Below are 24,809 nucleotides of genomic sequence, written 5' to 3' on the forward strand. Positions count from 1 at the left end.
TCTCGCCATGTGGGAATGAGATAAATGATGGGTTATGTCTATATTGGAGAGCCTAGTTCTTTAGCAAGCTCGGCTATTTTCGCAACATCTTCCTCACGGAGACAGTCGATTAAACAAATCTTATTGCCGAGGCCATTTAGGGAGGTTCCCATGATGATACCTTTGTTGGTGATGGGATCAATCCAATATCTGTCATGAAATTCATCAGTTGTTACGTAATGAACTTCAACTCTCCGATCAATAACAGCGAGAATGTCGGTTTTTGCTTCGTTTTTTCTCCCATTAGTTATGAAGCATATCTCTTCAAGATCACTAGAAACTTGACTCAAGAGCCTTGAAAATAGCTGACCGACATCAATTCTTGTTGATTTTGCGAAGAAATAGGGATCAATAATTATAAGTTTTTTTGCCCCTTGTAGTTTCTTAACAAATTTTGTAACAACCTCCTCAATTTCGTCGATGGGCATTGATCGCGATGTTATATCCTCCATCACAATGTCGAATTTAAAAAGCCGAGACAAACCGTGTTCGGCGATATAATCGAGGAACTCGTGTCTAAACTCATGGACAGGCGACAAGATTGGACAAATATCGAATTTCTCACGAATTCCCATTTTGGACATTTTTTCTACGAAGTCGTTAATGAAGTCCACTTCACCACTTTTTGGCGTGACCTTAATAACTGCTGTTGAAACCAGTGCCTTCTTGATAACTCCTTCTTCATCTTTGAATTCCATAACAGCTCCTTTTTAGAACATAAAAAACACGAAAAGACTTTCGCAACTTCCTATCGTCTCGTTCCCACATGCCGAGACTGTAAAAGAAGCTCATTTTTCAGTATTCGATAATGAAAAATCAATAAGTTACGAACGAAAAAATGGTGTTTTTGTCAGTTCTTTTACAGCCTCGGTGGATGGCAACGCAAAAAAACGCACCTTATCTGCTTTTATCGCTGGCAATTTTCCATTTTTCGACGGCGAAAAACTGAAAATCTCTTACAACGGATGCAATAGAGTGTAATTCTCCTACTGTATATTTTTGAGTTTCATCAATCACTCCTTCATCTGCACGGTTATAAATAATTCCTAAGCAGAAATGACCTGAATATGATCCGTATGGGAATTGAATATTTTTTGTGCTGGTACGATCTTGAAAGTATTTACCATGAGAGCCAAGTAAAGCCGTTGCAAAGATATGGTTTATCTGAAAGTCGATAAGTTGTTTTAAAATCAACAGCAAATTTTATATCTTCGTTATCCGATTTCACAAAAGACAGATCGGGGTAATAGTTTTGATGATCAGCAAGCACTATTTTATATTTATATTTTTTTGCAAATTCCATTAGTTTAGGAAAAAGGTGAATTTCAAGTACCAAAATTAAGCCACTCATAAAACTTTATCTGTCTGAATCAGAATTTACAGAATAAAAAATTCAAAGAAAATAAACGACGTGCAAAAATCAATTTTGAAAATTCTTTAATTCCGTAAATTTTGATTCTGACAAAATAAGGATTTTATAAACCATATCTTTTTGGTATAGCAAGATATTTTTCGGGTGCTATACCAAAATTAAGTCATTCATAAAATTTTTCTGTCAGAATCAGAATTTACAGAATTTTAGGATTTTCAGAATTAAAGAATAAAAAATCTGTTTAAAATAAATGACTTGTAAGAATCAATTTTGAAAATTTTTTAATTCTGTAAATTCTGATTCTGACAAAATTAAGGATTCTTATGAACCATATCTTTTTAGTATATCACTGTATTTTTACTATGTCAACATAAAGTAATACTGAAGAAAACCCGTGATTTAGTGCGGCGTTTTAGCCCGTTATCTCGCTCCCACACACCATGCAAAAAGGCGCATTTCTAATTAAGAAACAGGACGAGAAGCTGGGGATTTTGCTGTAAAAATAGCCAACCAACATAACCACAGTAAAATACAAACTGCCGCAAGCCTCTGCCCTGTCCCCACAGGTAACAAATGGTTACTAAGTGAAACAAAAAGCCCCATGGCCGTACCCAACCCCCAACATACCGCTTTTCCATAACCTTGACGAAAAATATGGACATAATATGGAGTAAGGTACATCACCAAGCCAAGCTGTACAAAGGCAATTGCCACAAAAGCAATATGAATCACGGCAGAATTCCTCAAGTCAATCTCCCCTGCGCCCACCAAACACAAAGCAGCTCCCATTAGCAGCATGGGAATGATTTTTTTTGCATGGTAAACGGCCGCCATTACACCCGATGCTCCAGCAACCGAAGCGGCCAACAATAAGAAAGCCCAAATCATTAAAAAACCATCCCTTCCCAACGCAGTTCGCTCATAAATTGCTCCGTTGGGTTATATTCTGCTTGGACAAGCTGCAAATAAAGCACAATAACAATAAAACCGAGTACACCCCCCAAAATAACAACTCTTACCGCGTTGATAGGATTCATTTAGTATCACCAGCCAGCCTAATCTCCTCTCAACTCCTTCAACACCTGCACCAGTAACAAACCATCTCCCGGATGCAAGTCATGTTGTCCCCAAGTCGGAATAAGGCGCGCTCGCCCTTGTAATGCAAATACTCGGTTCAAATCTTGACTCAATGCAGGCACAACCCCATCTCCATGCAAACCGGGATCACTACCTCGCAAAATAGCAATATATTCAACATCTTGTGGATGGGGTTGCCGATTAAGCCAGAACAAAAAAGACCCCGGCATTTCTGGCAATAAATCCGCATACAAACCCACAGAGCGATTTAATGTCCCCAAACCTAAAAATGGTGTAATCCAACCAAACGGACTGTGAACTATCGATAATCCCGTATCCGCCCATGCCGTGCCTAAATGAGGAGACGCTATGGTAATCAACGCCTTAACAGGCCATTGTGGCTGAGAAACCAAAACAAATCGCGCCACCACGCCCCCCGCAGAATGTCCGATTAAGATCAATTCATTCTCAGGATGACGTTGTTGTATAAGCTGCAAATAAGCCTGCACGTGCTGGGCTTGTATCATAATCGGAGCTTCAGAGGGAAGCACAATGGTATAATGGTAATCTCCCGCGGCTTGTGGTATCACGGGCGCAAGCGCAGGAAAAGGACTCATTTCCCCGCCCATCGGCCACCCGGCATGATGCAACGTCGCACTAATCCCATTAATATACCAACTATAACCCCCACCCAAATAACCATGAATTAATACTACTGTTTGCCCTGCCATTACAGTCGCACTGGTCAGGAGATTAAAGAAAAACAACAGCGGTAATAAAGATAATAATAATGAATAACGACGCATGGCATTACCCCATTTTGGTGATTTTTTCAATCAGTTCTTTACGTGTCACTTCGGCGCGATCATTAGGAACTTGGCAAGTGCCTGCATTCGCATGACCGCCCCCCCCATAACTCAACATTAATTCTCCAATATTTAGCGTAGAACTGCGATCCACAATCGATTTGCCCACAGCAAATACGGTGTTTTGTTTCTGCAAACCCCACAGCACGTGCATTGACACGCTGCATTCAGGATACATCGCATAAACAATAAATCGATTCGCCGCATAAATCTCGCTTTCATTACGCAAATCAATTTCTACCAATTTATGATGCACTTGAGCGCATTTCTCAATTTGCATCATCGCCTCACGTTGATGCGCAAAATAAAGATCAACCCGCTCTTTAACATCAGGTAATTGCAGAATTTCATTGATCGTATGATTCTTACAATAATCAATAAGCATCATCATCAATTCATAATTAGACACTCGAAATTCTTTAAATCGCCCTAAACCACTGCGCGGATCCATCAGGTAATTTAATAACACCCAATCTTTAGGAAATAAAATTTCCTCACGGGAAAATTGTGCCGAATCCGCTTTGTCCACCGCTTCCAACATCTCTTGGCTGATCTGTGGAAAACGCGCCGCCCCCCCAAAATAGTTATAAACCACGCGAGCCGCTGAAGGCGCACTGGGATCGATGATGTAATTTTCTGGACGATCTGTATTGCGTAAAGTCTCGCTCCAATGGTGATCGAAAACCAAATGCGCCCCCGCTACATAAGGCAAATTGGTGGTGATGTCGTTAGCGGTAATGTCAATTTTACCATCTTGCATGTCTTTGGGATGGACGAATTTAATCTCATTAATTAAATCCAATTCTTTTAACAATACGGCGCAAATTAAACCATCAAAATCGCTACGAGTCACTAAACGATATTGTCGTTCTGCCATTATAATACTCCATACAAAAAGTAAAGGTGTGAAGGTGTAGAGGTGTAAATATAGATTATTCGATTGCTCATGAATAAGTGGTTTTTCTTATAGAAAATATTAGGGATTAATGCGTAATTGCTGTCCCAAGTGTAGGCGATTACTGGATAAACGATTCCAGCGTTTTAAATGAGCGACAGTCACTTGATAGCGACGGGCGATAGTGCCTAATGTATCACCTTTTCGCACCGTATAGACCGTTGACAATTCAGCACGCGGTGCTTTTGTGGGCTGACTGACGAGTGCTACAGATAGCTCCGGGACACGAATGCGGCTACCTACTTTTAATTGGCGCGTGTTTAGATGTCGATTCAATCGTTTTAAGGTGGTCACATCGGTGTGATAAGCCTGCGCAATGCGTGCCAATGTGTCGCCTTTTTTTACTCGATAAGCGATTGTTTTTTGTACGGGAGCGGTAGAAGACGGGGAATTGCCGGGACTTGGGGTTGAGGCAACGGTTAATGTTTTACGGGGCGGTTTGTCGCCCTCCGGCAACAGTTGATCCGCATCGAGTAGCGCAACTTGGCGACGAAATAAATCCGCTTTGCCAATCGGTAAAACCAAAGCATGATGACCCTCTCCTTGGGGCGGAGTTATTTTCCCACGATAACCCGGATTTAAGCGTTTTAAATCTTCCGCATGAAGCCCAATTAAATCCGCCGCCACATTTAAATCAATCGCCTGTTCTAAAGGTACAGATTCAAAATAAGGAGAATCTGCAATGGGCATTAATTTAACCCCGTATTGTTTCGGATTTCTAATAATCTCAGAAATGGCTAAAAGACGCGGTACAAATTCACGGGTTTCTTTGGGTAAATCTAAAGACCAATAATCGGTGGGTTTGCCGGCGGCAATATTTTTTTCAATGGCTTTTTGCACATTGCCCTGTCCCCAATTGTAGGCAGCTAGGGCATTCAGCCAATCTCCGTCAAATTGGCGATGTAGACGTTGCAGATAAGTCAATGCCGCATCGGTCGAAGCCACAATATCTTGTCTTCCATCGTACAATGAATCTTGTTTTAAGCCAAAAGATCGTCCTGTTTCGGGCATAAATTGCCATAAACCGGCGGCATTTCTGGGGGAGCGTGCCAATGGTTGAAAGCCACTTTCCACAGCGGGCAGTAAAGCAATTTCCAACGGCATTCCTCGTTCTTCGACTTGAGACACAATGTGGTATAACCAAGGCGCGGCATTTTCCGCCAGACGATTAAAATATTGAGGATGTTTCAGATATTTAGCCGTGATCTCTTCAATAGACTCATGTTCATTTTCGATCAAACCATAGCCACTGCGAATGCGATGCCACAAACTGTTCCGATCTTCTCTGGTCAGAGGATAAGTGAGGCGTTGTTTGGGCAGGGCAGGTTTGGGTATTGCTGGGGAATCTGCAAGAGAAATGTCTTCTGTTTCTTCCTCTTCTTCCGCATGTAAAACAGGATCAGGAGGTCGCCACAGCGGAATATCCGCATCTTGAGAAGGCAACACCGGCGAGGCCTGCGGCACAGGAAGGCGAATAGGCGGCATTGGCAAAGGTTCAGTGGCAGGCGGCACGCTCTGACATCCCGCCAACCACAACACACTTTGACTAAGACAAAGTAGTATTATGGGATGTTTATACAGCAGTTTTTTCCCCAAAACCAGCCTCCACACCGTCAAAACCTGAATTCAGGTATTAAAATTGCCTTGAGCCGATGAATGAAATCAATTAACCGTTGAATAGTGCCTCTTTCTTGGCACCACACAACGGATCGCTTTACTCAATGCGTGGGTTGTTATGATGAAACATCAATATTGTCCGTTTTGCACTTTAGAAGCCTGCGAAATTATTGCAGAAACTGAATTAACTGTCACTATTCGGGATAATTTCCCTGTCTCACCGGGACATACTTTAATTATTCCACGTCGTCATATTCATTCGTTATTTCATTTAACTGAAATGGAACAAATGGCGATTCTACAAGCCCTCAGTGATGCGCGTTTTCGCTTATCTGAAATGTTTGCGCCTGATGGCTATAATATCGGCATTAACGACGGCGCAGCGGCTGGACAAACTGTCATGCACTTACATATTCATTTAATTCCACGTTATCGCGGGGATTGTGCTGATCCGCGTGGGGGAATTCGGCATTTATTCCCAGAAAAAGCGGTGTATTGGGAGGAAAAACCACTGAACTTATAAAAGCAGTGTCTCTCAATAATTGCTGGTACAATATCCCCCGAACGGTCGTCTTGTCAGAAACTCTTCATGGTTTTGTCATCTCGTTGTTTGACAATAGTCGAGAATAAAACCGTTATTTTTTCTCTGCTACCCGGTGATAGGTCGATATTGAAAGCCCCCGCGCCTAGAAAAATACAAAAAATTGAGCCGCTCACCATTGGCTGGCGCGAATGGTTGGCTCTGCCCGAATTGGGAATTGTCGCGCTCAAGGCCAAAGTGGATACGGGAGCGCGCACTTCGGCATTACACGCTTATCAACTCGAAACTTTCCAACGTCAACAACAACATTGGGTGCGTTTTTATGTGCATTTGTCTAAACACCCCCCTTATCCGCATGTTTGTTGTGAAGCGCAAATTATTGATCAACGGGTAGTCAGTGATTCGGGAGGGCATCGGGAACAGCGGTATGTGATTTGTACGCCGGTACGTTTGGCCGGGCATGAATGGCCGATTGAAATTACGCTCACGAATCGGGATACCATGCGTTTTCCCATGTTGCTTGGGCGTACGGCTATGCCAGAGGGTTTGTTCATTAATCCCACCGCTTCCTATTTGCTGGCGCGCCCCGTTAAAAAAAGTTAGCGCGTTCTATTCTAAAATTCTAATTTTCCCAATCTAAGCCAACTATTCCTGCATACTACGATGAAATTAGTCATCCTTTCTCGCAACCGTAATTTATATTCTACTCGCCGCTTGGTTGAAGCGGCCGAACAATTAGGACATCAGGCGCAGGTGATTGATCATTTGCGCTGTTACATGAATATTGCCGCGCATAATCCGCAAATTCATTACAAAGGACAGGCAATTGAACAGGTTGACGCTGTCATTCCGCGCATTGGTGCGTCCGTTACTTTTTATGGTACGGCGGTTGTGCGACAATTTGAAATGATGGGCGTGTTGACCGTCAATGAATCCGTCGCCATCAGTCGCGCACGGGATAAGTTGCGATCTTTGCAATTATTGGCGCGTAAAGGCATTGGGCTGCCGGTGACGGGATTTGCGCATTCGCCTGATGATACGGATGATTTGATTAATTTGGCGGGCGGTGCGCCTTTGGTTCTTAAATTGTTGGAAGGCACGCAAGGCCGTGGTGTGGTGTTAGCAGAAACGCGCCAAGCGGCTGAGAGTGTGATTGATGCGTTTCGCGGCTTAAAAGTGCATTTTTTGGCGCAGGAATTTATTAAAGAAGCCCGAGGCGCGGATATTCGTTGTTTTGTCATTGGGGATAAGGTGGTAGCTTCGATGTTGCGCCAAGCAAAGCCTGGTGAGTTTCGTTCTAATTTGCATCGCGGGGGTCGGGCGGAGTTGGTTAAAATTACGCCAGAGGAGCGTTCGATTGCGACGCGAGCGGCGAATATTATTGGTTTGGATGTTGCGGGTGTGGATATTCTCCGCGCCAATCATGGCCCTGTGGTGATGGAGGTGAATTCGAGTCCGGGCTTAGAAGGGATTGAGCGCGCTACGGGTAAAGATATTGCGCGTATGATCATCGAGTTTACACAAAGAAAAATTGAGGAAACCCGCGACAGTCCCGCTCGTAATCGAACACGTGGCAAGGGTTAATGCGCCATCGCAGAATAAGAATAATATTCTCTGTTTTATTGAAGTAAAAATAATGTCTAATTTTTTAGAAATTTTAGGATTTTCCTTTTCCATTACGGCACCGATTTTTGTTATTTTAGCGTTAGGCGTTTGGTTTACCTATTTGGGTTGGATTAATGATAATTTTATCGAAGTGGGATCGAAATTAGTCTTTAATGTGGCCTTGCCTACCTTATTGTTTATTAGCATTAGTAAAACCCATATTTCTGAAGTCACCAATGGGACATTAATTGTCTATGCGGCGATAGGTACGGTGGTGGTTTACTTGCTATTGGAAGTGATTGCGCATTATTTTATTCATCCGCAGGAAGATCGGGGGGTGATTGTACAAGGATCGTTCCGTTCTAATATGGGCATTATTGGTTTGGCGTATTGTATTAATGCTTATGGTCATGCGGGATTGGTGGCGGCATCTTTATATATTGGTTTAGTGACGATTTTATTTAACATTCTGTCTGTTATTACTTTAAATCGTTCTCTCCATAAGAATAAAGGTATTGGCAATACTTTTATGGGGATTATTACGAATCCTTTAATTATTGGGATTGTGTTGGCGTTACCGATTGCGTGGACAGAAGTGCAATTGCCTGCGATAATTTTGGATACGGGAGAATATTTTGCACAAATGACGTTGCCTTTGGCGTTGTTATGTACGGGGGGATCGTTAGATTTTAATGCGCTTAAATGTGATTTAAATAAGGCGTTATTTGCGTCGGCTTGTAAATTGATTATTGTGCCGTTTTTATTGACTTTTGGGGGTTATTTATTGGGATTTCGTGGGATTGATTTAGGCGTGTTATTTCTATTATCTTCTGCGCCCACTGCGGCTGCCAGTTATATCATGGTTAGAGCGATGGGCGGAAATGCGTCTTTGGCCGCGAATATTATTGTTTTAACGGTGATTGGTTCGCTGTTTGCGACCAGTTTTGGTGTGACGTTGTTGCGTGGTTTGGGGTTGATGTAAGGGGGATGTCAGCAGGGTTTTGGTGAATAAAATATGTTGTGCTTATCATGTTTGGATTTGTCAACAATTAGAAAATATAGGGTTCATAGAATTCTTATTTTGTCAGAATCAGAATTTACAGACACAAGAATTTTCAAAATTGATTCTTGCAAGTCGTTTGTTTTCCATCAGTTTTTTATTCTTTAGTTCTGAAAATCCTGAAATTCTGTCAATTCTGATTCTGACAGAAAAGTTTTATGAATGACTTAATTTTGGTATAGAATTCTTATTTTGTCAGAATCAGAATTTACAGACGCAAGAATTTTCAAAATTTATTCTTGCAAGTCGTTTGTTTTCCATCAGTTTTTTATTCTTTAGTTCTGAAAATCCTGAAATTCTGTCAATTCTGATTGGTAACGTCTTTTACCGCTAGATTGTACGGAAGACGGAAAAGTCGCCGTAAAACCGAAGAACTTATTAAGCAATTGGATAAAGAAGATGATCACTCTTAAAGCGTTTAAATATCGGATATATCCAACAAAACAACAACTTATACAGTTGAATAAGACCTTTGGTTGTGTGAGAGTGGTGTGGAATCACAATGTAGAAATCTTTAATAAATTTGATAAGAATAAGACAGAGCAAGAATCGCCTTTAACTTCTACTTTATTGAGAAAGAAATATGAGTGGATGGGTGAAGTAAGTGCAGCAGCCTTACAACAGAAAGAAATAGATTTTAAATCTTTTAAAAAGAATTACTTTTCAAAAACTAGAAAGAAAAAAATAGGTCGTCCTCAATTCAAAACTAAAGACGGCCTTCAAAGTTTTAGACTGCCCAATCAAAAGTTCAGTTTATCAGACAACAAAATCCGTTTAGAAAAAATTGGGAAAGTTAAAATTGTTTTAGACAGAGAAATTCCGAACAACAGTAAATTCATGATTGAAGATTTGAACGTATCTGGAATGATTAAAAATCATAATCTAGCAAAATCCATCAGTGATGCTTCTTTCTCAGAGTTTTATAACATCCTTAGTTATAAAGCGAAGTGGTACAGTAAAGAAGTGGTTAAAATAGATCGGTGGTTTGCAAGTTCAAAGACGTGTTCATGTTGCGGTTGGAGAAATGAGCATTTAACGTTATCGGATAGAACCTTTACTTGCAAAGCGTGCGGATTTGAAATAGATAGGGATTCAAACGCAAGCAAAAACATTTTAAACAAAGCATTGAGAGTTATCAATGCTATACGAACGCCGAGCGGATGTCAGACTTTAGCGGATTAATCCGCTAAAGCTATCTGCGTTGAAGCGTTTAGAGGAGCATAGAAAATTCTTTTCTATGTAAATCGTAACTATAAGCTGCTTTTACACAGCAATTCATTTAAGCTCCCATTAAAGCCAGTTTTGGAATCGGTTTTTAAGTTAAACCATGCCCTAAGCATCGTTATCAACTTTCGGGGAAAATGGTACTTTTTTCTTGCTGATAGAACTGCAAAGCATGGTAAACCGCACGCACCACCGCACGCGGAGTAATGGTCGCGCCGGTAAATTGGTCAAAAATTCCGCCATCGCGTTTTACTTGCCAGCCGGTTGATGACGGATTTTCCAAAGATCGCCCGTTAAACGCGGTGATCCAATCCGAACGACGATGTTCAATGGCATCCCCCAATCCAGGCGTTTCCTGATGCGACAAAACACGCACACCCAACACTGTTCCCTGCGCATCCAAGCCGATCAACAATTGAATACGCCCGTTATAGCCCTCTAACGCACTGGTCATCAAAGCCACACCACGCGCCTGACCTTGTTGCCACGCCCGATAAACCGTGATAGAGGCAGCATGTGACGTATTAGCGGGATAATCGATCTTATCTGCTAACAATTCATTGTCGTAATAATCAGCAGGCATCACTTGATTAAGGGTGCGCAATAAGGTATTTCTTTCATTTTGAGCGGTTTGGGCGCGAGTTGCCTGATAAGTGCCGGCCACCAAAACAGCCCCCACCAAAGCTGCGATACTGATTACGCTGGTGGCTTTTGCAAATGATTTCAAAATAAAATACTCCTAAAAATCACTAAATATTCTCTATCAGAAAGCCGTTTTATCTATCTATTTTTTCTAGTAAACGCCGTCATGATCACCCTGCGTTTGTATTCTAAAAGTCTTTTTTGTGAAATAGTGCTGTTTTTACCACAGATTTTGTGAAAAAAACAACAAAAAATACTTTATTGCTGACTGTATAAGGTATATAATTTGCCTAATTTTGTGCAGTGCAAAAAAAACTGGATTAGCGAAGAGACGCGCTTTTTTTAAAGACATTCAGCAGGTACAGATATGATGGCTGATGACTTACAAACCATGAACCGACTGTTTCATGCAGAAAATGTAGAAGAATTTAGTGATGCACTGAATGACTTACTACATCGTGCGCATGACAAACACTTACGGAATAATGCCCATCGTGCCTTGAAACAGGCCATTGCAGAACATTTAGAACGACACGCATTGGCGGGGCGTTTGGATGTTTTTGTATCTATTCGCAAGCGAATTTGCATATTATTGCAACAATTCTACCCTGAAGTTTTAGAACACAGCGAAACATTGTAGCTGCTTACCATAAGGGCAGACAAATGCGTCTGCCTTACCATGGGGTTGTGTTGGCGATGATTCAGGGAAATATTGGTTTTTGCTACTGTAAACTGGCTTCAATCGCGGCCAAAACCGCTTGAGGCGCATCAGCTTGCGTCACAGGACGGCCAAGCACCAAATAAGTCGCTCCCAAATCTAAGGCTTCTTTGGGGGTCATAATACGTTTTTGATCATGAGATTCGCTGCCCACAGGACGAATACCGGGTGTGACCAACACAAAAGGATCGTCTTTATCCATTGTGCGCTTAATTGCCGTCAACTCATGTGGTGAACACACCAAACCATCTAATTGATTTGCTTTAACTAAACGAGCGAGTCTTAACACATTTTCTTCTAAAGTGCCATGAAGTCCCGTCGCATACAGATCGCTTTGTTCCAAACTGGTCAAAATACTGACCGCAATCAATAAAGGCCGTGGTTGATACGCTTCAATTGCCTCCCGCGCCGCCAACAACATATCCCGTCCGCCCAAAGCGTGTACATTTAACATCCACACCCCCAACTCCGCCGCAGAAGCACAAGCCCGCGCCACCGTATTAGGGATGTCGTGAAATTTTAAATCAAGAAACACGTCAAATCCCAAACGATGCAACGCTTCAATTAAAGCGGGTCCCTCACGAGTAAACAGTTCTAAACCTACTTTGACTCGATAACGTTGGGCATCCAATGGCTGCACAAAAGCCAATGCTTTTTGTGCGGTGGGAAAATCTAAAGCAATAATTAAAGGAGTTTTACTCACCATCGATACCTTGTATTGGTTTAACTGTGTTCCATTGTTTGCAACTTGGACATTGCCAATGTAAAGTTTTACCGGTAAAACCACAATGTCCACATTTATAAATTGGTTTATTGCGTAGCAATTGTTTAGTCATATCTTTGAGTAATAATAAGTGATCATGCGTGATATTTCCTGCACGCATCAAGGCTAAATCAAGCAGGTGATCTAAACCGCGAATTGAGGGACAACGATGCAATTGTTTCACGATAAAATCAGCAGCGTGTTGATCGCCTTGTTGTTGTTTTAAAATTTTCGCCATCACCAGCATGGGAGTGATGCCATTATATTGTTTTAATAATCCGTTTAAATAATCGGCAAATTGATCGGTTTGCTGCAATTGTTCATAACATTGTTGTAAAGGCTCAATCACTTCAGATAAATAATCGGGGTCTTGTTGTTCTACTCGTTTAAATGCGGTGATGGCGCGTGGATAATCGGCCGTTTGCAACGACAATTCCCCTTCCAACAAACTGGCACGTACGCAATTGGGATCGACATGTAGGGCTTGCGCGAGGGCTTGATGGGTGCGGTTTAAATCGTGCTGCTGCCGCCAATAATCAGCTTGCTCACAATGGTATTGGGCAATCACGGGATGCAGCGATTCCCCACAGACTTGTGACAATTGTCGCGCAGTATGAATGGCTTTATCCCAATCATGTTCTTGTTGATAAATATCTAACAGTTGATAATAAGCCCGTAATTGATGAATCGGACTGTGTGTTAATTGTAACAATAAATCTTCCGCCCGATCCAATAAACCCGCACAAAAATAATCTTGACCTAATTCTAATAAAGCTTGGCTGCGTTGTTCAGTATTTAAAGTGGGACGCGCAATTAAATTTTGATGAATGCGAATGGCTCTATCCACTTCACCGCGCCGTCGAAATAAAGCACCTAAAGCCAGATGTGTTTCTACCGTATCGCTATCGACATCAATCAGCTTAATAAAAACATCAATGGCTTTGTCAGGTTGTTCGTTTAATAGGTAATTTAAACCGCGAAAATAATCCAGCGATAAATGATTATTGCTACGCGCCGATTGTTCTAAGAAACTGCGACGTGCTGCAAACCAGCCTGATGCGGCAGCAATAGGTAAAAGTAGCCATAACAACTCATTCATTGAGACACATTATTATTACAAATGAAATGGGGAAATAGAACAAAAGGTTTATGCAGAAATTGGTCTGACGACAATAATAGTCAAGTGAATTCCGTCCGTCTAAGCACAGATTTCGTTTAGATGGTACACTATAGCAGATTATGCGATAACTTGAATCGACAAGTGTAAAAATTGGCTGAGGTTTTTAGTGGATGTGGGGAGTATTTAAAAAAATAAGGGATATAGCCTAAATATTTTTATATTTAGAGAAGATTTTTGTCTGAGTCAAATAATCGTTCTATTTCTTCCAATGTCAAACCCATTATTTCTGCAATATCATGGTGACTCATTCCCATTTTTTTCATTTTTGTCGCAGTTTGTAATAAGGCTTTTTTCATGCCTCTTTCCTCACCAATGGCAATGCCTCTTTCTTCACCAATGACGATACCTATTTCTATCCCTTCTTCTTTACCTTCTTCTTTGCCCTCCAATTTACCCAATACATAAGTTGATTGATACATACTGGCTTGATAATGTAAATCTTCCTGATGGCGTTCGTAAGCCAATCGTTCTTGTGGAGTCATTTTTAACACATCTAATGTTTCTTTAGCCTCTTTCAAACCTTTGGCAGTAAAATTATCTTCAATCTGCTCATTTTTAAGAAAATAAATCCATTCATCTAAAGTATTCTTCGCCACATTATTAAAATTACGCAATTCAATCAAATAATATTCAGGATATAAATCAGCAATTTTCTTTACCGCATAAAGATTTTTTTGCTCCTCGCTTAACTCTAATTCAGTTTGATTATGCAATCCAATAAAGCGCGTCGTGCCATGATAAATATAATCGTCGCCTTTACCCAAATCAAAATGCAGAATATTCACAGAAATAACCTTGCTCACCTCAGCATAAGGCACACCCTTAGGTAAATGTTCCGTAATGACTTTAGAACAAGCATAAAGAATTCGCTGTAAATAATCTAATTCACGCGAAAACTGCACTTCAATAATATAAATCTTTTCCTCACTGTCTTTAACTTTAATATCAACCCGATTAAATTTATCATCGGGCAGGTCTTGATTGCTTTCACTTTCCAACACTTCTAAAATCTGAATATTGGTAAATAATAATTCAGATAAAAATCCTTCTAAAATCCCAAAATTAGCTTTACTGCGCAGAATCTTCTTAATCGCCCAATCAAAACTAATTAATTTTCTTGGTGAATTTGGCATCGCTGCATACTCCTTAGATGAAAAGTGTTTCTATTTCTTCCAATGTCAAACCCATTATTTCTGCAATATCATGGTGACTCATTCCCATTTTTTTCATTTTTGTCGCAGTTTGTAATAAGGCTTTTTTCATGCCTCTTTCCTCACCAATGACAATACCTATTTCTATCCCTTCTTCTTTGCCCTCCAATTTACCCAATACATAAGTTGATTGATACATACTGGCTTGATAATGTAAATCTTCCTGATGGCGTTCGTAAGCCAATCGTTCTTGTGGAGTCATTTTTAACACATCTAATGTTTCTTTAGCCTCTTTCAAACCTTTGGCGGTAAAATTATCTTCAATCTGCTCATTTTTAAGAAAATAAATCCATTCATCTAAAGTATTCTTCGCCACATTATTAAAATTACGCAATTCAATCAAATAATATTCAGGATATAAATCAGCAATTTTCTTTACCGCATAAAGATTTTTTTGCTCCTCGCTTAACTCTAATTCAGTTTGATTATGCAATCCAATAAAGCGCGTCGTGCCATGATAAATATAATCGTCGCCTTTACCCAAATCAAAATGCAGAATATTCACAGAAATAACTTTGCTCACCTCAGCATAAGGCACACCCTTAGGTAAATGTTCCGTAATGACTTTAGAACAAGCATAAAGAATTCGCTGTAAATAATCTAATTCACGCGAAAACTGCACTTCAATAATATAAATCTTTTCCTCACTGTCTTTAACTTTAATATCAACCCGATTAAATTTATCATCGGGCAAGTCTTGATTGCTTTCACTTTCCAACACTTCTAAAATTTGAATATTGGTAAATAATAATTCAGATAAAAATCCTTCTAAAATCCCAAAATTAGCTTTACTGCGCAGAATCTTCTTAATCGCCCAATCAAAACTAATTAATTTTCTTGGTGAATTTGGCATCGCTGCATACTCCTTAGATGAAAAGTGTTTCTATTTCTTCCAATGTCAAACCCATTATTTTTGCAATATCATGGTGACTCATTCCCATTTTTTTCATTTTTGTCGCAGTTTGTAATAAGGCTTTTTTCATGCCTCTTTCCTCACCAATGGCGATACCTCTTTCCTCACCAATGACAATACCTATTTCTATCCCTTCTTCTTTGCCCTCCAATTTACCCAATACATAAGTTGATTGATACATACTGGCTTGATAATGTAAATCTTCCTGATGGCGTTCGTAAGCCAATCGTTCTTGTGGAGTCATTTTTAACACATCTAATGTTTCTTTAGCCTCTTTCAAACCTTTGGCAGTAAAATTATCTTCAATCTGCTCATTTTTAAGAAAATAAATCCATTCATCTAAAGTATTCTTCGCCACATTATTAAAATTACGCAATTCAATCAAATAATATTCAGGATATAAATCAGCAATTTTCTTTACCGCATAAAGATTTTTTTGCTCCTCGCTTAACTCTAATTCAGTTTGATTATGCAATCCAATAAAGTGCGTCGTGCCATGATAAATATAATCATCGCCTTTACCCAAATCAAAATGCAGAATATTCACAGAAATAACCTTGCTCACCTCAGCATAAGGCACACCCTTAGGTAAATGTTCCGTAATAACTTTAGAACAAGCATAAAGAATTCGCTGTAAATAATCTAATTCACGCGAAAACTGCACTTCAATAATATAAATCTTTTCCTCACTGTCTTTAACTTTAATATCAACCCGATTAAATTTATCATCGGGCAGGTCTTGATTGCTTTCACTTTCCAATACTTCTAAAATCTGAATATTGGTAAATAATAATTCAGATAAAAATCCTTCTAAAATCCCAAAATTAGCTTTACTGCGCAAAATCTTCTTAATCGCCCAATCAAAACTAATTAATTTTCTTGGTGAATTTGGCATCGTTGCGTACTCCTTAGATGAAAAGTGTTTCTATTTCTTCCAATGTCAAACCCATTATTTCTGCAATATCACGGTGACTCATTCCCATTTTTTTCATTTTTGTCGCAGTTTGTAATAAGGCTTTTTTCATGCCTCTTTCCTCACCAATGACGATACCTATTTCTATCCCTTCTTCTTTACCTTCTTCTTTGCCCTCCAATTTACCCAATACATAAGTTGATTGATACATACTGGCTTGATAATGTAAATCTTCCTGATGGCGTTCATAAGCCAATCGTTCTTGTGGAGTCATTTTTAACACATCTAATGTTTCTTTAGCTTCTTTCAAACCTTTGGCAGTAAAATTATCTTCAATCTGTTCATTTTTAAGAAAATAAATCCATTCATCTAAAGTATTCTTCGCCACATTATTAAAATTACGCAATTCAATCAAATAATATTCAGGATATAAATCAGCAATTTTCTTTACCGCATAAAGATTTTTTTGTTCCTCGCTTAACTCTAATTCAGTTTGATTATGCAATCCAATAAAGCGCGTCGTGCCATGATAAATATAATCATCGCCTTTACCCAAATCAAAATGCAGAATATTCACAGAAATAACTTTGCTCACCTCAGCATAAGGCACACCCTTAGGTAAATGTTCCGTAATGACTTTAGAACAAGCATAAAGAATTCGCTGTAAATAATCTAATTCACGCGAAAACTGCACTTCAATAATATAAATCTTTTCCTCACTGTCTTTAACTTTAATATCAACCCGATTAAATTTATCATCGGGCAGGTCTTGATTGCTTTCACTTTCCAACACTTCTAAAATCTGAATATTGGTAAATAATAATTCAGATAAAAATCCTTCTAAAATCCCAAAATTAGCTTTACTGCGCAGAATCTTCTTAATCGCCCAATCAAAACTAATTAATTTTCTTGGTGAATTTGGCATCGTTGCGTACTCCTTAATTGACTATATTGCTACACTAAGCATTATAATCAATAAGTTAGTTTTGGTATAGGCTATTGACCTCAGTCTCATTTTTTTTGTCATATTGGTTAATTTTTTCCTGAAAAACAAGCTATAATCTGCATTTCCTAAAGTTGATTTTTAGTAGAATCTCCTATTAAACTGATTTTATAGAGGTTTATGGAAATGCAGGAGGCATTGTCAACCTACTTTGGTTTGTCTGTACCGTTTACAGCGGTGGAGTTAAAAGCGGCTTATCGGCGATTGGCACGGCGTTTACACCCCGATAAAGGCGGCAGCAAAGAGGCATTTCAAACATTACAGCATTATTATCAAGCCGCACGACCTTACTGTCAGGCGGAAGAGCCGCTGTCGCCTAAAAAAACGACATCCCCACCGCGATCCACTTATTCTTATTCTTCTTCTACTTATCATCGGTTAGAAACTTTTTTAGATCATTGGGGAATTGAAGATGAACAAGAACGACAATCTTATTGTGAATGGGCGATTCAATTAGGAATTGAAGACAGTTTAATTTTATTAGAATATTTACGCGAATTATTAAAAGCCCGTCAATATTGTTATTGTCCCAGTTATGCGTGGCAAGCCATGATTGATAAATATGGCGCACAATTAGCCCGCGTTTTATTACCGTGGAGTATTGCTCAGGAATTGCAAGGGCGAGTGTTTCGTTCTTAACCGTGTGCAGTCGCATTTTTTTACGTGGCGATTGCACGCGAATTGCAGTATCATTTTACGCTGTTTAATCATACGATAGAAGTTGGGTTATGTTGCACGTTGTTGCCGCCGTTATCGCCAATCCCAAAGGGGACATTTTAATCACCCGTCGCGCCAGCCAAGCGCATCAGGGGGATCGGTGGGAATTTCCCGGCGGTAAAGTGGAAAGCAATGAGTCTGTAGAACATGCGTTGGCGCGAGAATTAAATGAAGAACTGGGTATTGATGTTTTACAAGCTCGTCCTTTGATTCGTGTTTTACATCACTATCCCAAGCAAACCATCTTGTTAGATGTGTGGTACGTAGAACAATGGCAAGGAGAGGCGTGGGGGCGTGAAGGACAACCTTTGTTGTGGTGCCATCCAGAGCAGTTGTCTGATTACCATTTTCCTGATGCCAATTATCCGATTATTGACGCGATTTTTTTACCTGATTTTTACGTGATTACGCCAGAACCCACTCGTTTGCGGGATAAGGCATTTTTTAATGGTTTGTCGCACGTATTGGCGCAAGGACAGCGTTTAATTCAGTTGCGTGCTAAAGCTTTGTATGCGGATTCATTGCGAGATTATTGTCATTTTGCTGAAAATGTATTGCGTATTTGCGCAGAACATCGGGCAGAATTGATTTTAAATGCGGATGTGACTACGGCACAATCGGTGGGCAGTCATGGTGTCCATTTGACCAGTGAGCGGCTTTTTGAGCAGGTTTCACGGCCTTTATCTAAGGAATATTGGGTGTCTGCTTCTTGTCATCACGCCAGCGATTTGGTGCAAGCGCAACGAATACAAACTGATTTTGTGGTGATCAGTCCCGTGCGGCCGACCTTGTCGCACCCTGATGGGCGTGCTTTGGGTTGGTTAGGTTTTTTCCGTTTGGTCGAACAAGCCCATTGTCCAGCTTATGCCTTAGGTGGATTACAACAAAAACAACTCCACTGCGCCCGCGCCCACGGCGCACAAGGAATTGCAGGAATTCGGGATTTTTGGCTGGGGAAGAATGAAATATAAAAAATCACGGCAAACGCCATAAACGCCAGCCTTCCCAAACGCCCGCATCAAGCGTAATTAAACGATGCAATCCTGCCAAATAAGCCGACATCACCGCATCTACACCTTGTTCTGCGGGCAGCGCAAATAAAGTCAATTCAAATCGCTCCCCTCCCAACCAACGAATAGAACCCGCCGCCATTGCTGCTCCCGTGTGAATCGCCAATTCCACCGTTCCTACGGGACAAGGTAATTTCTGCCCTAAAAAATCAAAATGACGGGTGCGCTTTTCCGCATAAGGACTAAAAATATCGTTCAAACTAATGACAATATCCCCTGCTTTTAAAGTTTTACTCACTGCACGTAAGGATTGGGGCGAAGTATTTTCCGTGACATAAAGGAATTCTCCCCCATGATAAAATCGCTCACAATCAGTAAAATAATTTTGGTAAATATCGCTAATATAAGAATAAATAGGGCTGATTTCTGGACTCATCGCTAAAGTACGAATGCGACGCGCTAATAATAACCCTATGGCCACGGTAAATAAAAAATTATGGTGATTGTGATAAGTCATTAAAAATAAGCCGCGATTTTTTAACGTTTCTTTAATATCAAAATCACAATGAATCGTCACTGATTGCGCTAACCAATCTTGATCTAATTGCGCGATACGAAAAATATTAAGATGAGACACACCAATATGATTCAACATACTGTGCCACACTTGCGGCGGAGAATGGGATAAATGAGCTACGCATTGCTGCGCAATGTGGTGTACATGCCCGCAAATCGCCGGATCACGATGGGGACTAAAATAACGCGCCAACCGCGCCGCAAAAGGATAACCATAACGAGGCGGTAAATAACGCGCTGTTTGTCGCAAAATACTTAAAAAACGATGGTAACGTCGGCCATAAGCGTGCATAACACGTTCAGTATTTTTCATAATACCTACCGTATTGTTATAACGACAATAAATGGTCTTGCGCCGTCAACTGCCACCGATGCGGCATGGCGACAATTCCTTGTTCTACGCCGTGTTGCACCACTTCTAATTGAATCGCTGACAAGGCTTGATCATAAGCATGTAAGGCTTTTTCACAACCTAAATAAACATCTAATTGATAATTACCTTTTAACAGTAATAAACGCGGAAATAATAAATTAATTTTTCCTTTCCCCGTATTGTGATGAGGAATTAATACATCATCATTATGCGTGGTGGCACTGGCGATTAATAAACCATCTCGACGCATCACCGCCACACCCACCGTCGGCGTGGCTAATGTGGGATCGTAAATAAATTCAATGGTCACCGTTAATTCACTTTCGCCACTGTGCAATTGCAAAGCCGTACCAGATTGCGCGCCACTGTGGGCGACAATTTGAGTTAATCGAGCCGTGCCTTTTAATTCGGTGGGAATAGAAAGGGTTTCTTCTGTGCTTTCTATGTCGGAATCAGAAGAGGTATTGATTTTTGCCGGAGATAAAAGAGAAGTGCGACTATTGCTATCATGATTTAAAAATTCCGCATATTCCGTTAAAACATGATTGGGATCGCCTTGGGCTTTAACTTGGCCGTGATCTAACCATAAAACCGTGTCGCAAATTTTCTCCATTTGATACAGAGAATGAGAGCAAAATAAAATCGTTTTGGCCGACTCTCGAAAGTGCATAATGCGGTCAAATGATTTTCTCGCAAATGCCCCATCTCCAACCGATAACGCTTCATCCACAATTAAAATATCAGGCTCAATACACGTGGCCACCGCAAACGCCAGTCTGACAAACATCCCCGAAGAATAAGTTTTTACCGGGCGTTCCATGTCGTCGGCAATGCCCGCAAAAGCGACGATTTCATCATATAATTCATCAATTTGCTGCAAAGTCAACCCCATGACCGCGCCACTTAAATAGACATTTTCTCGCCCCGTCATTTCAGGATGAAATCCCCCACCCAATTCTAATAACGCCGCAACGCGCCCATGAACCCGACAATGTCCGCCCAAATCAGGCGTTAAAGTACGCGCCACTAATTTTAATAAAGTGCTTTTTCCCGCGCCATTTTTTCCCACTAATCCAACCACTTGTCCATGATGAATATTGAGATTTAAAGGATGCAACGCATAAGTTAAATGGGCATAAGTGCGCCCTGTCATAATTTCTTTTAATTGATCCCAACCGCGTTGATAAATGCGGTAGGTTTTACTGACATTTTCTAATTCAATCACATTGTCCATCATATTTATTAAAATAAATCACTATCGCCTGCGGTAAAATAAAATTGTTTTAATAATGCCTGTTGATCGGCTTGATTGGCATTAAACAAAGTTAAACAAAGGTCTAATTGTTGCCATTGTCGTTGTGGTTCAAAACCAATATCTCGCAATAAATTTGTCCACGTTTCTGGGGTTAATGAAAACCAACCATGCACTTGCGTAATTTTCTGACCACATTGCTGATAAAATTTTAATGCCGCAATCAATCCAGCGCGTAAAGCAAAAGCATCAAATTGACTAAATAACGCATCAATTAAAATTAAAGTTTCCCCTTCGACACGAGTGATCCACCAACCCACAGGTTTACGCCAACGATGCACCACAAAAAAACGATAACTAAAATCAGGATGCTGCTCATAACGCCATTTTAAATAAACCTGATTGCGTTCAATAAAAACAGGATAATGATGGCGAGATTGTTTTAAGATTTTATCCGCCCAATCATCGACTCGATTAACACAAGCCACGGTGTAACCTTTTGACCAATTTTTCCAGCGGGGTGTTTTCTGTAATTTCTTAAAAATAGACTCAGAAAGAAACCAATCATAAATTTCTGTAGCAGATTGATAATCAAGAAATTTTTGCCCAAATTTCTGCACTGTTCCCGTATTAAAACCATAGAAAAAAGGCAAACGATTTTCACAAAATTGCCGATGAAAAAACCGCACCGCTCTGGCTAATAAACTGCTATGACCGCGACCAATGCCGCGCCATGCGGCCAGGGTAAACGTATCGCCCACTTGGAAAGTTAAAGTACTGCGGCCATTGAGCCAAACAGGAACAGGATAAGCCGTGTAATGACAGACCAATTGCGTGTGTTGCCACACACTGGCAATAAAAGGGCCGCCAAAAGGATTGCGTAAAAATTTCCACTGCCAATGTTGCGTGCTGCGATTCACCCCAAAAGCTTGATGAAATCCGTCTAAAATCGCATATTCATCACCCGAAATATAACCGCGAATGGTGTAAGGACTCGGCTCTAATTCCCATAATTCATAACCAAATAAATGCTGTCGATACCATTGCCCTTGCATTAACCAACCATGATAAAAACGATCAATTTCAGGCGCAATGGCTTCACCAAATAAAGACAAGAAATAATCCCGATTTTCCGCAAATCCCCGCGCCACCCAATCACACGTTAAAGTCACTGCTTCGCCTAAACGTTGATGATGACGCACAAAAAAACCCATTTGCGCAAAAATAGCCTCAATATCCGCGGCTAAATGTACCGCAGAATATTCACGTGTCCTAGGATGATAAGACACTTCATCACAAATTAACAATTTCCCCTGTGCTTTTAATAATTGTTTGGCACGAATAAACACGGAATGCAAATCAGGAAAATATTGTAAAGATTCTTGGAATAATAATAAATCAAAACTATTTTCTTGCACTAATGCTTGCGATAATTCTAAAAATCCACAGGCAATATATTCCGGCCCTTGATGGTATTTCTTTGCGTAGGCTATTAAATTCGCATCGGGCGCAATCGCCACAACCTCATAACCTTTTTCGTGTAACAATTGTGCCGTCGCACCCAACCCACAACCCACATCAAGAATACGTGCAGGTGCGGGCGGTAAACGGGAAAAAATTAACGCCGTCAATGCCTCTTGGGCTTGGGGTAAAGTGAGCTTGTCTTCGGGAACAGTCCAATAACCAAAATGTAACTCATCTCCCCCCGTGATGACCCGATAAAAACCAAAAGGTTGTGGTAAATCAACAATATCCATAAATTTCTTTTAGGCAAAAATGAAAATAATGTTCACTAGGATAACATGATCCCGTCCTTGCTGACCATGCCACAGCCCACGACGCGCTTATCTGCTCGCCTGAGCTTTGGGCAGCGAAAGCGTGCCATGAGGCGAATCTTGCTGTCTCAACCACGGCAACAGCACGCTGAAACAACTGCCTCGATTCACCTCACTTTCGACCAACACCTTTCCCCAATGAATATCCACCAAACTCTGCACCAAAGATAAACCCAAACCGCTGCCCCCAAATTGGCGCGATAAACGGCTGTCTAATTGGGTAAAAGGCTGAAATAATTTTTTCAAATCCGATTGCGCAATGCCCACACCCGTATCAATAACAGAAAATTCAATGGCTTCCGCACAGAAAAAACCATTCACTTGCAAGGAAATCGTGCCACCTTTGGGCGTGAATTTCACCGCATTACTGAGTAAATTCACCAAAATTTGTCGCAAATAACGCTCATCCCCATAACACACTTTAGTATTCGACATAATTTTTAATACCAAAGTCTGCTCTTTTTTACTGGCTTCTTCTCGCACCAAACGTAAACACGTTTCACACAATTCATCCACATAAACAATGCCAATATCTAACTTTAATTTATTCGCCTGAATTTTCGACAATTCCAAAATATTATTAATCAATGCCGTTAAATGTTGACCACTTTCTTCAATGGTGCGCAATGATTTTAATTGCTTTTGATTAAGGGTTTCTTGTAATTGATCTTGTAATGTGCCTGCTAAGGTAATAATGGCGTGTAATGGCGTTCTTAATTCATGACTCATGAGAGCCAGAAATTGATCTTTTGCCTTATTGCTTTCTAATAGTTTTTGATTGGTTTTTTGCAAGCATAAAGTCCGTTCTGACACCAGTTGTTCTAAATACTGATGGTGATCTTGCAAACGAACTTGGATTTGTCGCTGTTCAGTAATGTCAATTAACGCAGTATGGATTTTATAAATATTCTTATTCTCATCAGGAATGCCCACGCTTTCTAAGCGCACAATTAACTTTCTGGTTTTATGAGACAATTCCAATTCACAACGATGATGTTCTACACTTTGTTTAGCCACTAATTTTAAATGCAATAAAAACGCATTTTGTGACTCTGGCGCAATAAAACTAATAAACGGTTTATAACGCAAAAAAATAATATCATTCTCTAACAATAACGCAGCCGTCATATTCAATTCAATAATCTGCCCATGAATAGAAAGCGTTAAATAAGCCACAGGCGAAAAATGATATAATTCGGCCAAACGATCCCGTGAAAATTCTAATTCATTATGCGCACGACGCAATTCTTCATTTTGCAATTCTAATTCAAGGTGATAATTCTGTAACTTTTGCACTAAAGATTGCAAATTTTCAACATGCTCTATGGACATCATAGGACTCCTGTT

General features: G+C 40.3%; 25 protein-coding genes and 1 pseudogene. 8 read left to right on the forward strand and 18 right to left on the reverse strand.

All coding sequences use genetic code 11. The annotated features are described in order from the left end of the window. Window positions 1-38 precede the first annotated feature (38 nt). From TPSD3_RS08385 to TPSD3_RS08410, 7 genes and pseudogenes are all read right to left on the reverse strand, one after another. Entirely contained in the window at window positions 39-737 is a 699-nt protein-coding gene (locus TPSD3_RS08385; protein WP_086488102.1) for a hypothetical protein, read from the reverse strand. Between the two features lie 199 nt (window positions 738-936). After that, window positions 937-1,390 (reverse strand): annotated as a pseudogene (locus tag TPSD3_RS08390) (type II restriction endonuclease). A gap of 483 nt (window positions 1,391-1,873) precedes the next feature. Continuing rightward, window positions 1,874-2,299 (reverse strand): hypothetical protein, encoded by a 426-nt coding sequence (locus TPSD3_RS08395; RefSeq protein ID WP_086488103.1) that lies wholly within the window; start codon window positions 2,297-2,299, stop codon window positions 1,874-1,876. Further along, window positions 2,299-2,448, reverse strand: a complete 150-nt coding sequence (locus TPSD3_RS17515) for a hypothetical protein (RefSeq protein ID WP_176329793.1) — start codon at window positions 2,446-2,448, stop codon at window positions 2,299-2,301. Before TPSD3_RS17515 ends, TPSD3_RS08395 begins: the two co-directional genes overlap by 1 nt. A gap of 18 nt (window positions 2,449-2,466) precedes the next feature. Continuing rightward, a complete protein-coding gene (locus TPSD3_RS08400; RefSeq protein WP_086488104.1) occupies window positions 2,467-3,294 on the reverse strand; it encodes an esterase/lipase family protein in 828 nt (275 codons plus the stop codon). 4 nt (window positions 3,295-3,298) lie between these two features. After that, the gene (locus TPSD3_RS08405) at window positions 3,299-4,231 is read right to left on the reverse strand and encodes a DHH family phosphoesterase (RefSeq protein WP_176329794.1); all 933 of its coding nucleotides are present in this window, start codon (window positions 4,229-4,231) and stop codon (window positions 3,299-3,301) included. A 99-nt stretch (window positions 4,232-4,330) separates the two neighbouring features. Beyond that, window positions 4,331-5,821, reverse strand: coding sequence for a LysM peptidoglycan-binding domain-containing protein (locus TPSD3_RS08410; protein WP_086488106.1), 1,491 nt, complete (start codon window positions 5,819-5,821; stop codon window positions 4,331-4,333). Window positions 5,822-6,044: 223 nt separating this feature from the next. Between TPSD3_RS08410 and TPSD3_RS08415 the strand changes: the two genes are divergently transcribed. The 5 genes from TPSD3_RS08415 (at window position 6,045) to TPSD3_RS08435 (ending at window position 10,314) form a co-directional block, all read left to right on the forward strand. Next, window positions 6,045-6,449, forward strand: a complete 405-nt coding sequence (locus TPSD3_RS08415) for an HIT family protein (protein ID WP_245391548.1) — start codon at window positions 6,045-6,047, stop codon at window positions 6,447-6,449. Between the two features lie 66 nt (window positions 6,450-6,515). Further along, window positions 6,516-7,070 (forward strand): ATP-dependent zinc protease family protein, encoded by a 555-nt coding sequence (locus TPSD3_RS08420; RefSeq protein ID WP_086488107.1) that lies wholly within the window; start codon window positions 6,516-6,518, stop codon window positions 7,068-7,070. 60 nt (window positions 7,071-7,130) lie between these two features. Then, on the forward strand, window positions 7,131-8,051 hold the full coding sequence (rimK, locus tag TPSD3_RS08425) for a 30S ribosomal protein S6--L-glutamate ligase (RefSeq protein ID WP_086488108.1): 921 nt from the start codon (window positions 7,131-7,133) through the stop codon (window positions 8,049-8,051). 52 nt (window positions 8,052-8,103) lie between these two features. Beyond that, window positions 8,104-9,054 (forward strand): AEC family transporter, encoded by a 951-nt coding sequence (locus TPSD3_RS08430; RefSeq protein WP_086488109.1) that lies wholly within the window; start codon window positions 8,104-8,106, stop codon window positions 9,052-9,054. Between the two features lie 477 nt (window positions 9,055-9,531). Further along, complete coding sequence (locus TPSD3_RS08435; protein ID WP_086488430.1) at window positions 9,532-10,314, forward strand: RNA-guided endonuclease InsQ/TnpB family protein; 783 nt, start codon at window positions 9,532-9,534, stop codon at window positions 10,312-10,314. A gap of 163 nt (window positions 10,315-10,477) precedes the next feature. Here the strand turns inward: TPSD3_RS08435 and rsxG are convergent, their stop codons facing one another. Continuing rightward, on the reverse strand, window positions 10,478-11,083 hold the full coding sequence (rsxG, locus tag TPSD3_RS08440; RefSeq protein WP_245391549.1) for an electron transport complex subunit RsxG: 606 nt from the start codon (window positions 11,081-11,083) through the stop codon (window positions 10,478-10,480). 282 nt (window positions 11,084-11,365) lie between these two features. Here rsxG and TPSD3_RS08445 point away from each other — a divergent pair, with 282 nt between their 5' ends. Beyond that, the gene (locus TPSD3_RS08445; RefSeq protein WP_086488111.1) at window positions 11,366-11,638 is read left to right on the forward strand and encodes a hypothetical protein; all 273 of its coding nucleotides are present in this window, start codon (window positions 11,366-11,368) and stop codon (window positions 11,636-11,638) included. 82 nt (window positions 11,639-11,720) lie between these two features. Here TPSD3_RS08445 and pyrF read toward each other — a convergent pair whose 3' ends face one another. From pyrF to TPSD3_RS08475, 6 genes are all read right to left on the reverse strand, one after another. Beyond that, window positions 11,721-12,422, reverse strand: coding sequence for an orotidine-5'-phosphate decarboxylase (pyrF, locus tag TPSD3_RS08450; protein ID WP_176329795.1), 702 nt, complete (start codon window positions 12,420-12,422; stop codon window positions 11,721-11,723). Further along, entirely contained in the window at window positions 12,412-13,578 is a 1,167-nt protein-coding gene (lapB, locus tag TPSD3_RS08455; protein ID WP_086488112.1) for a lipopolysaccharide assembly protein LapB, read from the reverse strand. The genes pyrF and lapB overlap by 11 nt, the downstream gene beginning before the upstream one ends. A gap of 242 nt (window positions 13,579-13,820) precedes the next feature. Next, window positions 13,821-14,792, reverse strand: coding sequence for an Rpn family recombination-promoting nuclease/putative transposase (locus TPSD3_RS08460; protein ID WP_086488113.1), 972 nt, complete (start codon window positions 14,790-14,792; stop codon window positions 13,821-13,823). 13 nt (window positions 14,793-14,805) lie between these two features. Further along, on the reverse strand, window positions 14,806-15,723 hold the full coding sequence (locus tag TPSD3_RS08465) for an Rpn family recombination-promoting nuclease/putative transposase (RefSeq protein WP_086488114.1): 918 nt from the start codon (window positions 15,721-15,723) through the stop codon (window positions 14,806-14,808). Window positions 15,724-15,736: 13 nt separating this feature from the next. Next, the gene (locus TPSD3_RS08470; RefSeq protein WP_086488115.1) at window positions 15,737-16,678 is read right to left on the reverse strand and encodes an Rpn family recombination-promoting nuclease/putative transposase; all 942 of its coding nucleotides are present in this window, start codon (window positions 16,676-16,678) and stop codon (window positions 15,737-15,739) included. Between the two features lie 13 nt (window positions 16,679-16,691). Then, window positions 16,692-17,621 (reverse strand): Rpn family recombination-promoting nuclease/putative transposase, encoded by a 930-nt coding sequence (locus TPSD3_RS08475; protein ID WP_086488116.1) that lies wholly within the window; start codon window positions 17,619-17,621, stop codon window positions 16,692-16,694. A 216-nt stretch (window positions 17,622-17,837) separates the two neighbouring features. On the opposite strand from TPSD3_RS08475, the gene TPSD3_RS08480 reads away from it, so the two are divergent. Both TPSD3_RS08480 and TPSD3_RS08485 read left to right on the forward strand, forming a co-directional pair. Continuing rightward, window positions 17,838-18,338 carry a DnaJ domain-containing protein gene (locus TPSD3_RS08480; protein WP_217884405.1) on the forward strand — a complete coding sequence of 167 codons (501 nt, stop codon included), beginning with the start codon at window positions 17,838-17,840 and terminating at the stop codon, window positions 18,336-18,338. Window positions 18,339-18,427: 89 nt separating this feature from the next. Then, window positions 18,428-19,387: a Nudix family hydrolase gene (locus tag TPSD3_RS08485; protein ID WP_086488118.1), complete on the forward strand. Its 960-nt coding sequence runs from the start codon at window positions 18,428-18,430 to the stop codon at window positions 19,385-19,387. A 4-nt stretch (window positions 19,388-19,391) separates the two neighbouring features. On the opposite strand, the gene TPSD3_RS08490 is transcribed toward TPSD3_RS08485, so the two are convergent. The 4 genes from TPSD3_RS08490 to TPSD3_RS08505 all read right to left on the reverse strand — a co-directional run bounded on the left by TPSD3_RS08490 (window position 19,392) and on the right by TPSD3_RS08505 (window position 24,797). Further along, window positions 19,392-20,315: a lysophospholipid acyltransferase family protein gene (locus tag TPSD3_RS08490; protein WP_086488119.1), complete on the reverse strand. Its 924-nt coding sequence runs from the start codon at window positions 20,313-20,315 to the stop codon at window positions 19,392-19,394. A gap of 16 nt (window positions 20,316-20,331) precedes the next feature. Beyond that, window positions 20,332-21,612, reverse strand: coding sequence for an ABC transporter ATP-binding protein (locus TPSD3_RS08495; RefSeq protein ID WP_245391550.1), 1,281 nt, complete (start codon window positions 21,610-21,612; stop codon window positions 20,332-20,334). Window positions 21,613-21,617: 5 nt separating this feature from the next. Next, window positions 21,618-23,384 carry a methyltransferase domain-containing protein gene (locus TPSD3_RS08500; RefSeq protein ID WP_086488121.1) on the reverse strand — a complete coding sequence of 589 codons (1,767 nt, stop codon included), beginning with the start codon at window positions 23,382-23,384 and terminating at the stop codon, window positions 21,618-21,620. 87 nt (window positions 23,385-23,471) lie between these two features. Further along, a complete protein-coding gene (locus TPSD3_RS08505; RefSeq protein ID WP_086488122.1) occupies window positions 23,472-24,797 on the reverse strand; it encodes a PAS domain-containing sensor histidine kinase in 1,326 nt (441 codons plus the stop codon). Window positions 24,798-24,809 lie beyond the last annotated feature (12 nt).

The sequence above is a fragment of the Thioflexithrix psekupsensis genome, from assembly GCF_002149925.1.
Classification (GTDB): domain Bacteria; phylum Pseudomonadota; class Gammaproteobacteria; order Beggiatoales; family Beggiatoaceae; genus Thioflexithrix; species Thioflexithrix psekupsensis.

Bases quoted from the DNA above. Each gene is read 5' to 3' on its own strand.
- TPSD3_RS08385 (WP_086488102.1), bottom strand. From the start codon at position 737: ATGGAATTCAAAGATGAAGAAGGAGTTATCAAGAAGGCACTGGTTTCA.
- TPSD3_RS08395 (WP_086488103.1), bottom strand. From the start codon at position 2,299: ATGATTTGGGCTTTCTTATTGTTGGCCGCTTCGGTTGCTGGAGCATCG.
- TPSD3_RS17515 (WP_176329793.1), bottom strand. From the start codon at position 2,448: ATGAATCCTATCAACGCGGTAAGAGTTGTTATTTTGGGGGGTGTACTC.
- TPSD3_RS08400 (WP_086488104.1), bottom strand. From the start codon at position 3,294: ATGCGTCGTTATTCATTATTATTATCTTTATTACCGCTGTTGTTTTTC.
- TPSD3_RS08405 (WP_176329794.1), bottom strand. From the start codon at position 4,231: ATGGCAGAACGACAATATCGTTTAGTGACTCGTAGCGATTTTGATGGT.
- TPSD3_RS08415 (WP_245391548.1), top strand. From the start codon at position 6,045: ATGATGAAACATCAATATTGTCCGTTTTGCACTTTAGAAGCCTGCGAA.
- TPSD3_RS08420 (WP_086488107.1), top strand. From the start codon at position 6,516: ATGGTTTTGTCATCTCGTTGTTTGACAATAGTCGAGAATAAAACCGTT.
- rimK (WP_086488108.1), top strand. From the start codon at position 7,131: ATGAAATTAGTCATCCTTTCTCGCAACCGTAATTTATATTCTACTCGC.
- TPSD3_RS08430 (WP_086488109.1), top strand. From the start codon at position 8,104: ATGTCTAATTTTTTAGAAATTTTAGGATTTTCCTTTTCCATTACGGCA.
- TPSD3_RS08435 (WP_086488430.1), top strand. From the start codon at position 9,532: ATGATCACTCTTAAAGCGTTTAAATATCGGATATATCCAACAAAACAA.
- TPSD3_RS08445 (WP_086488111.1), top strand. From the start codon at position 11,366: ATGATGGCTGATGACTTACAAACCATGAACCGACTGTTTCATGCAGAA.
- pyrF (WP_176329795.1), bottom strand. From the start codon at position 12,422: ATGGTGAGTAAAACTCCTTTAATTATTGCTTTAGATTTTCCCACCGCA.
- lapB (WP_086488112.1), bottom strand. From the start codon at position 13,578: ATGAATGAGTTGTTATGGCTACTTTTACCTATTGCTGCCGCATCAGGC.
- TPSD3_RS08460 (WP_086488113.1), bottom strand. From the start codon at position 14,792: ATGCCAAATTCACCAAGAAAATTAATTAGTTTTGATTGGGCGATTAAG.
- TPSD3_RS08465 (WP_086488114.1), bottom strand. From the start codon at position 15,723: ATGCCAAATTCACCAAGAAAATTAATTAGTTTTGATTGGGCGATTAAG.
- TPSD3_RS08470 (WP_086488115.1), bottom strand. From the start codon at position 16,678: ATGCCAAATTCACCAAGAAAATTAATTAGTTTTGATTGGGCGATTAAG.
- TPSD3_RS08475 (WP_086488116.1), bottom strand. From the start codon at position 17,621: ATGCCAAATTCACCAAGAAAATTAATTAGTTTTGATTGGGCGATTAAG.
- TPSD3_RS08485 (WP_086488118.1), top strand. From the start codon at position 18,428: ATGTTGCACGTTGTTGCCGCCGTTATCGCCAATCCCAAAGGGGACATT.
- TPSD3_RS08490 (WP_086488119.1), bottom strand. From the start codon at position 20,315: ATGAAAAATACTGAACGTGTTATGCACGCTTATGGCCGACGTTACCAT.
- TPSD3_RS08495 (WP_245391550.1), bottom strand. From the start codon at position 21,612: ATGATGGACAATGTGATTGAATTAGAAAATGTCAGTAAAACCTACCGC.
- TPSD3_RS08500 (WP_086488121.1), bottom strand. From the start codon at position 23,384: ATGGATATTGTTGATTTACCACAACCTTTTGGTTTTTATCGGGTCATC.
- TPSD3_RS08505 (WP_086488122.1), bottom strand. From the start codon at position 24,797: ATGATGTCCATAGAGCATGTTGAAAATTTGCAATCTTTAGTGCAAAAG.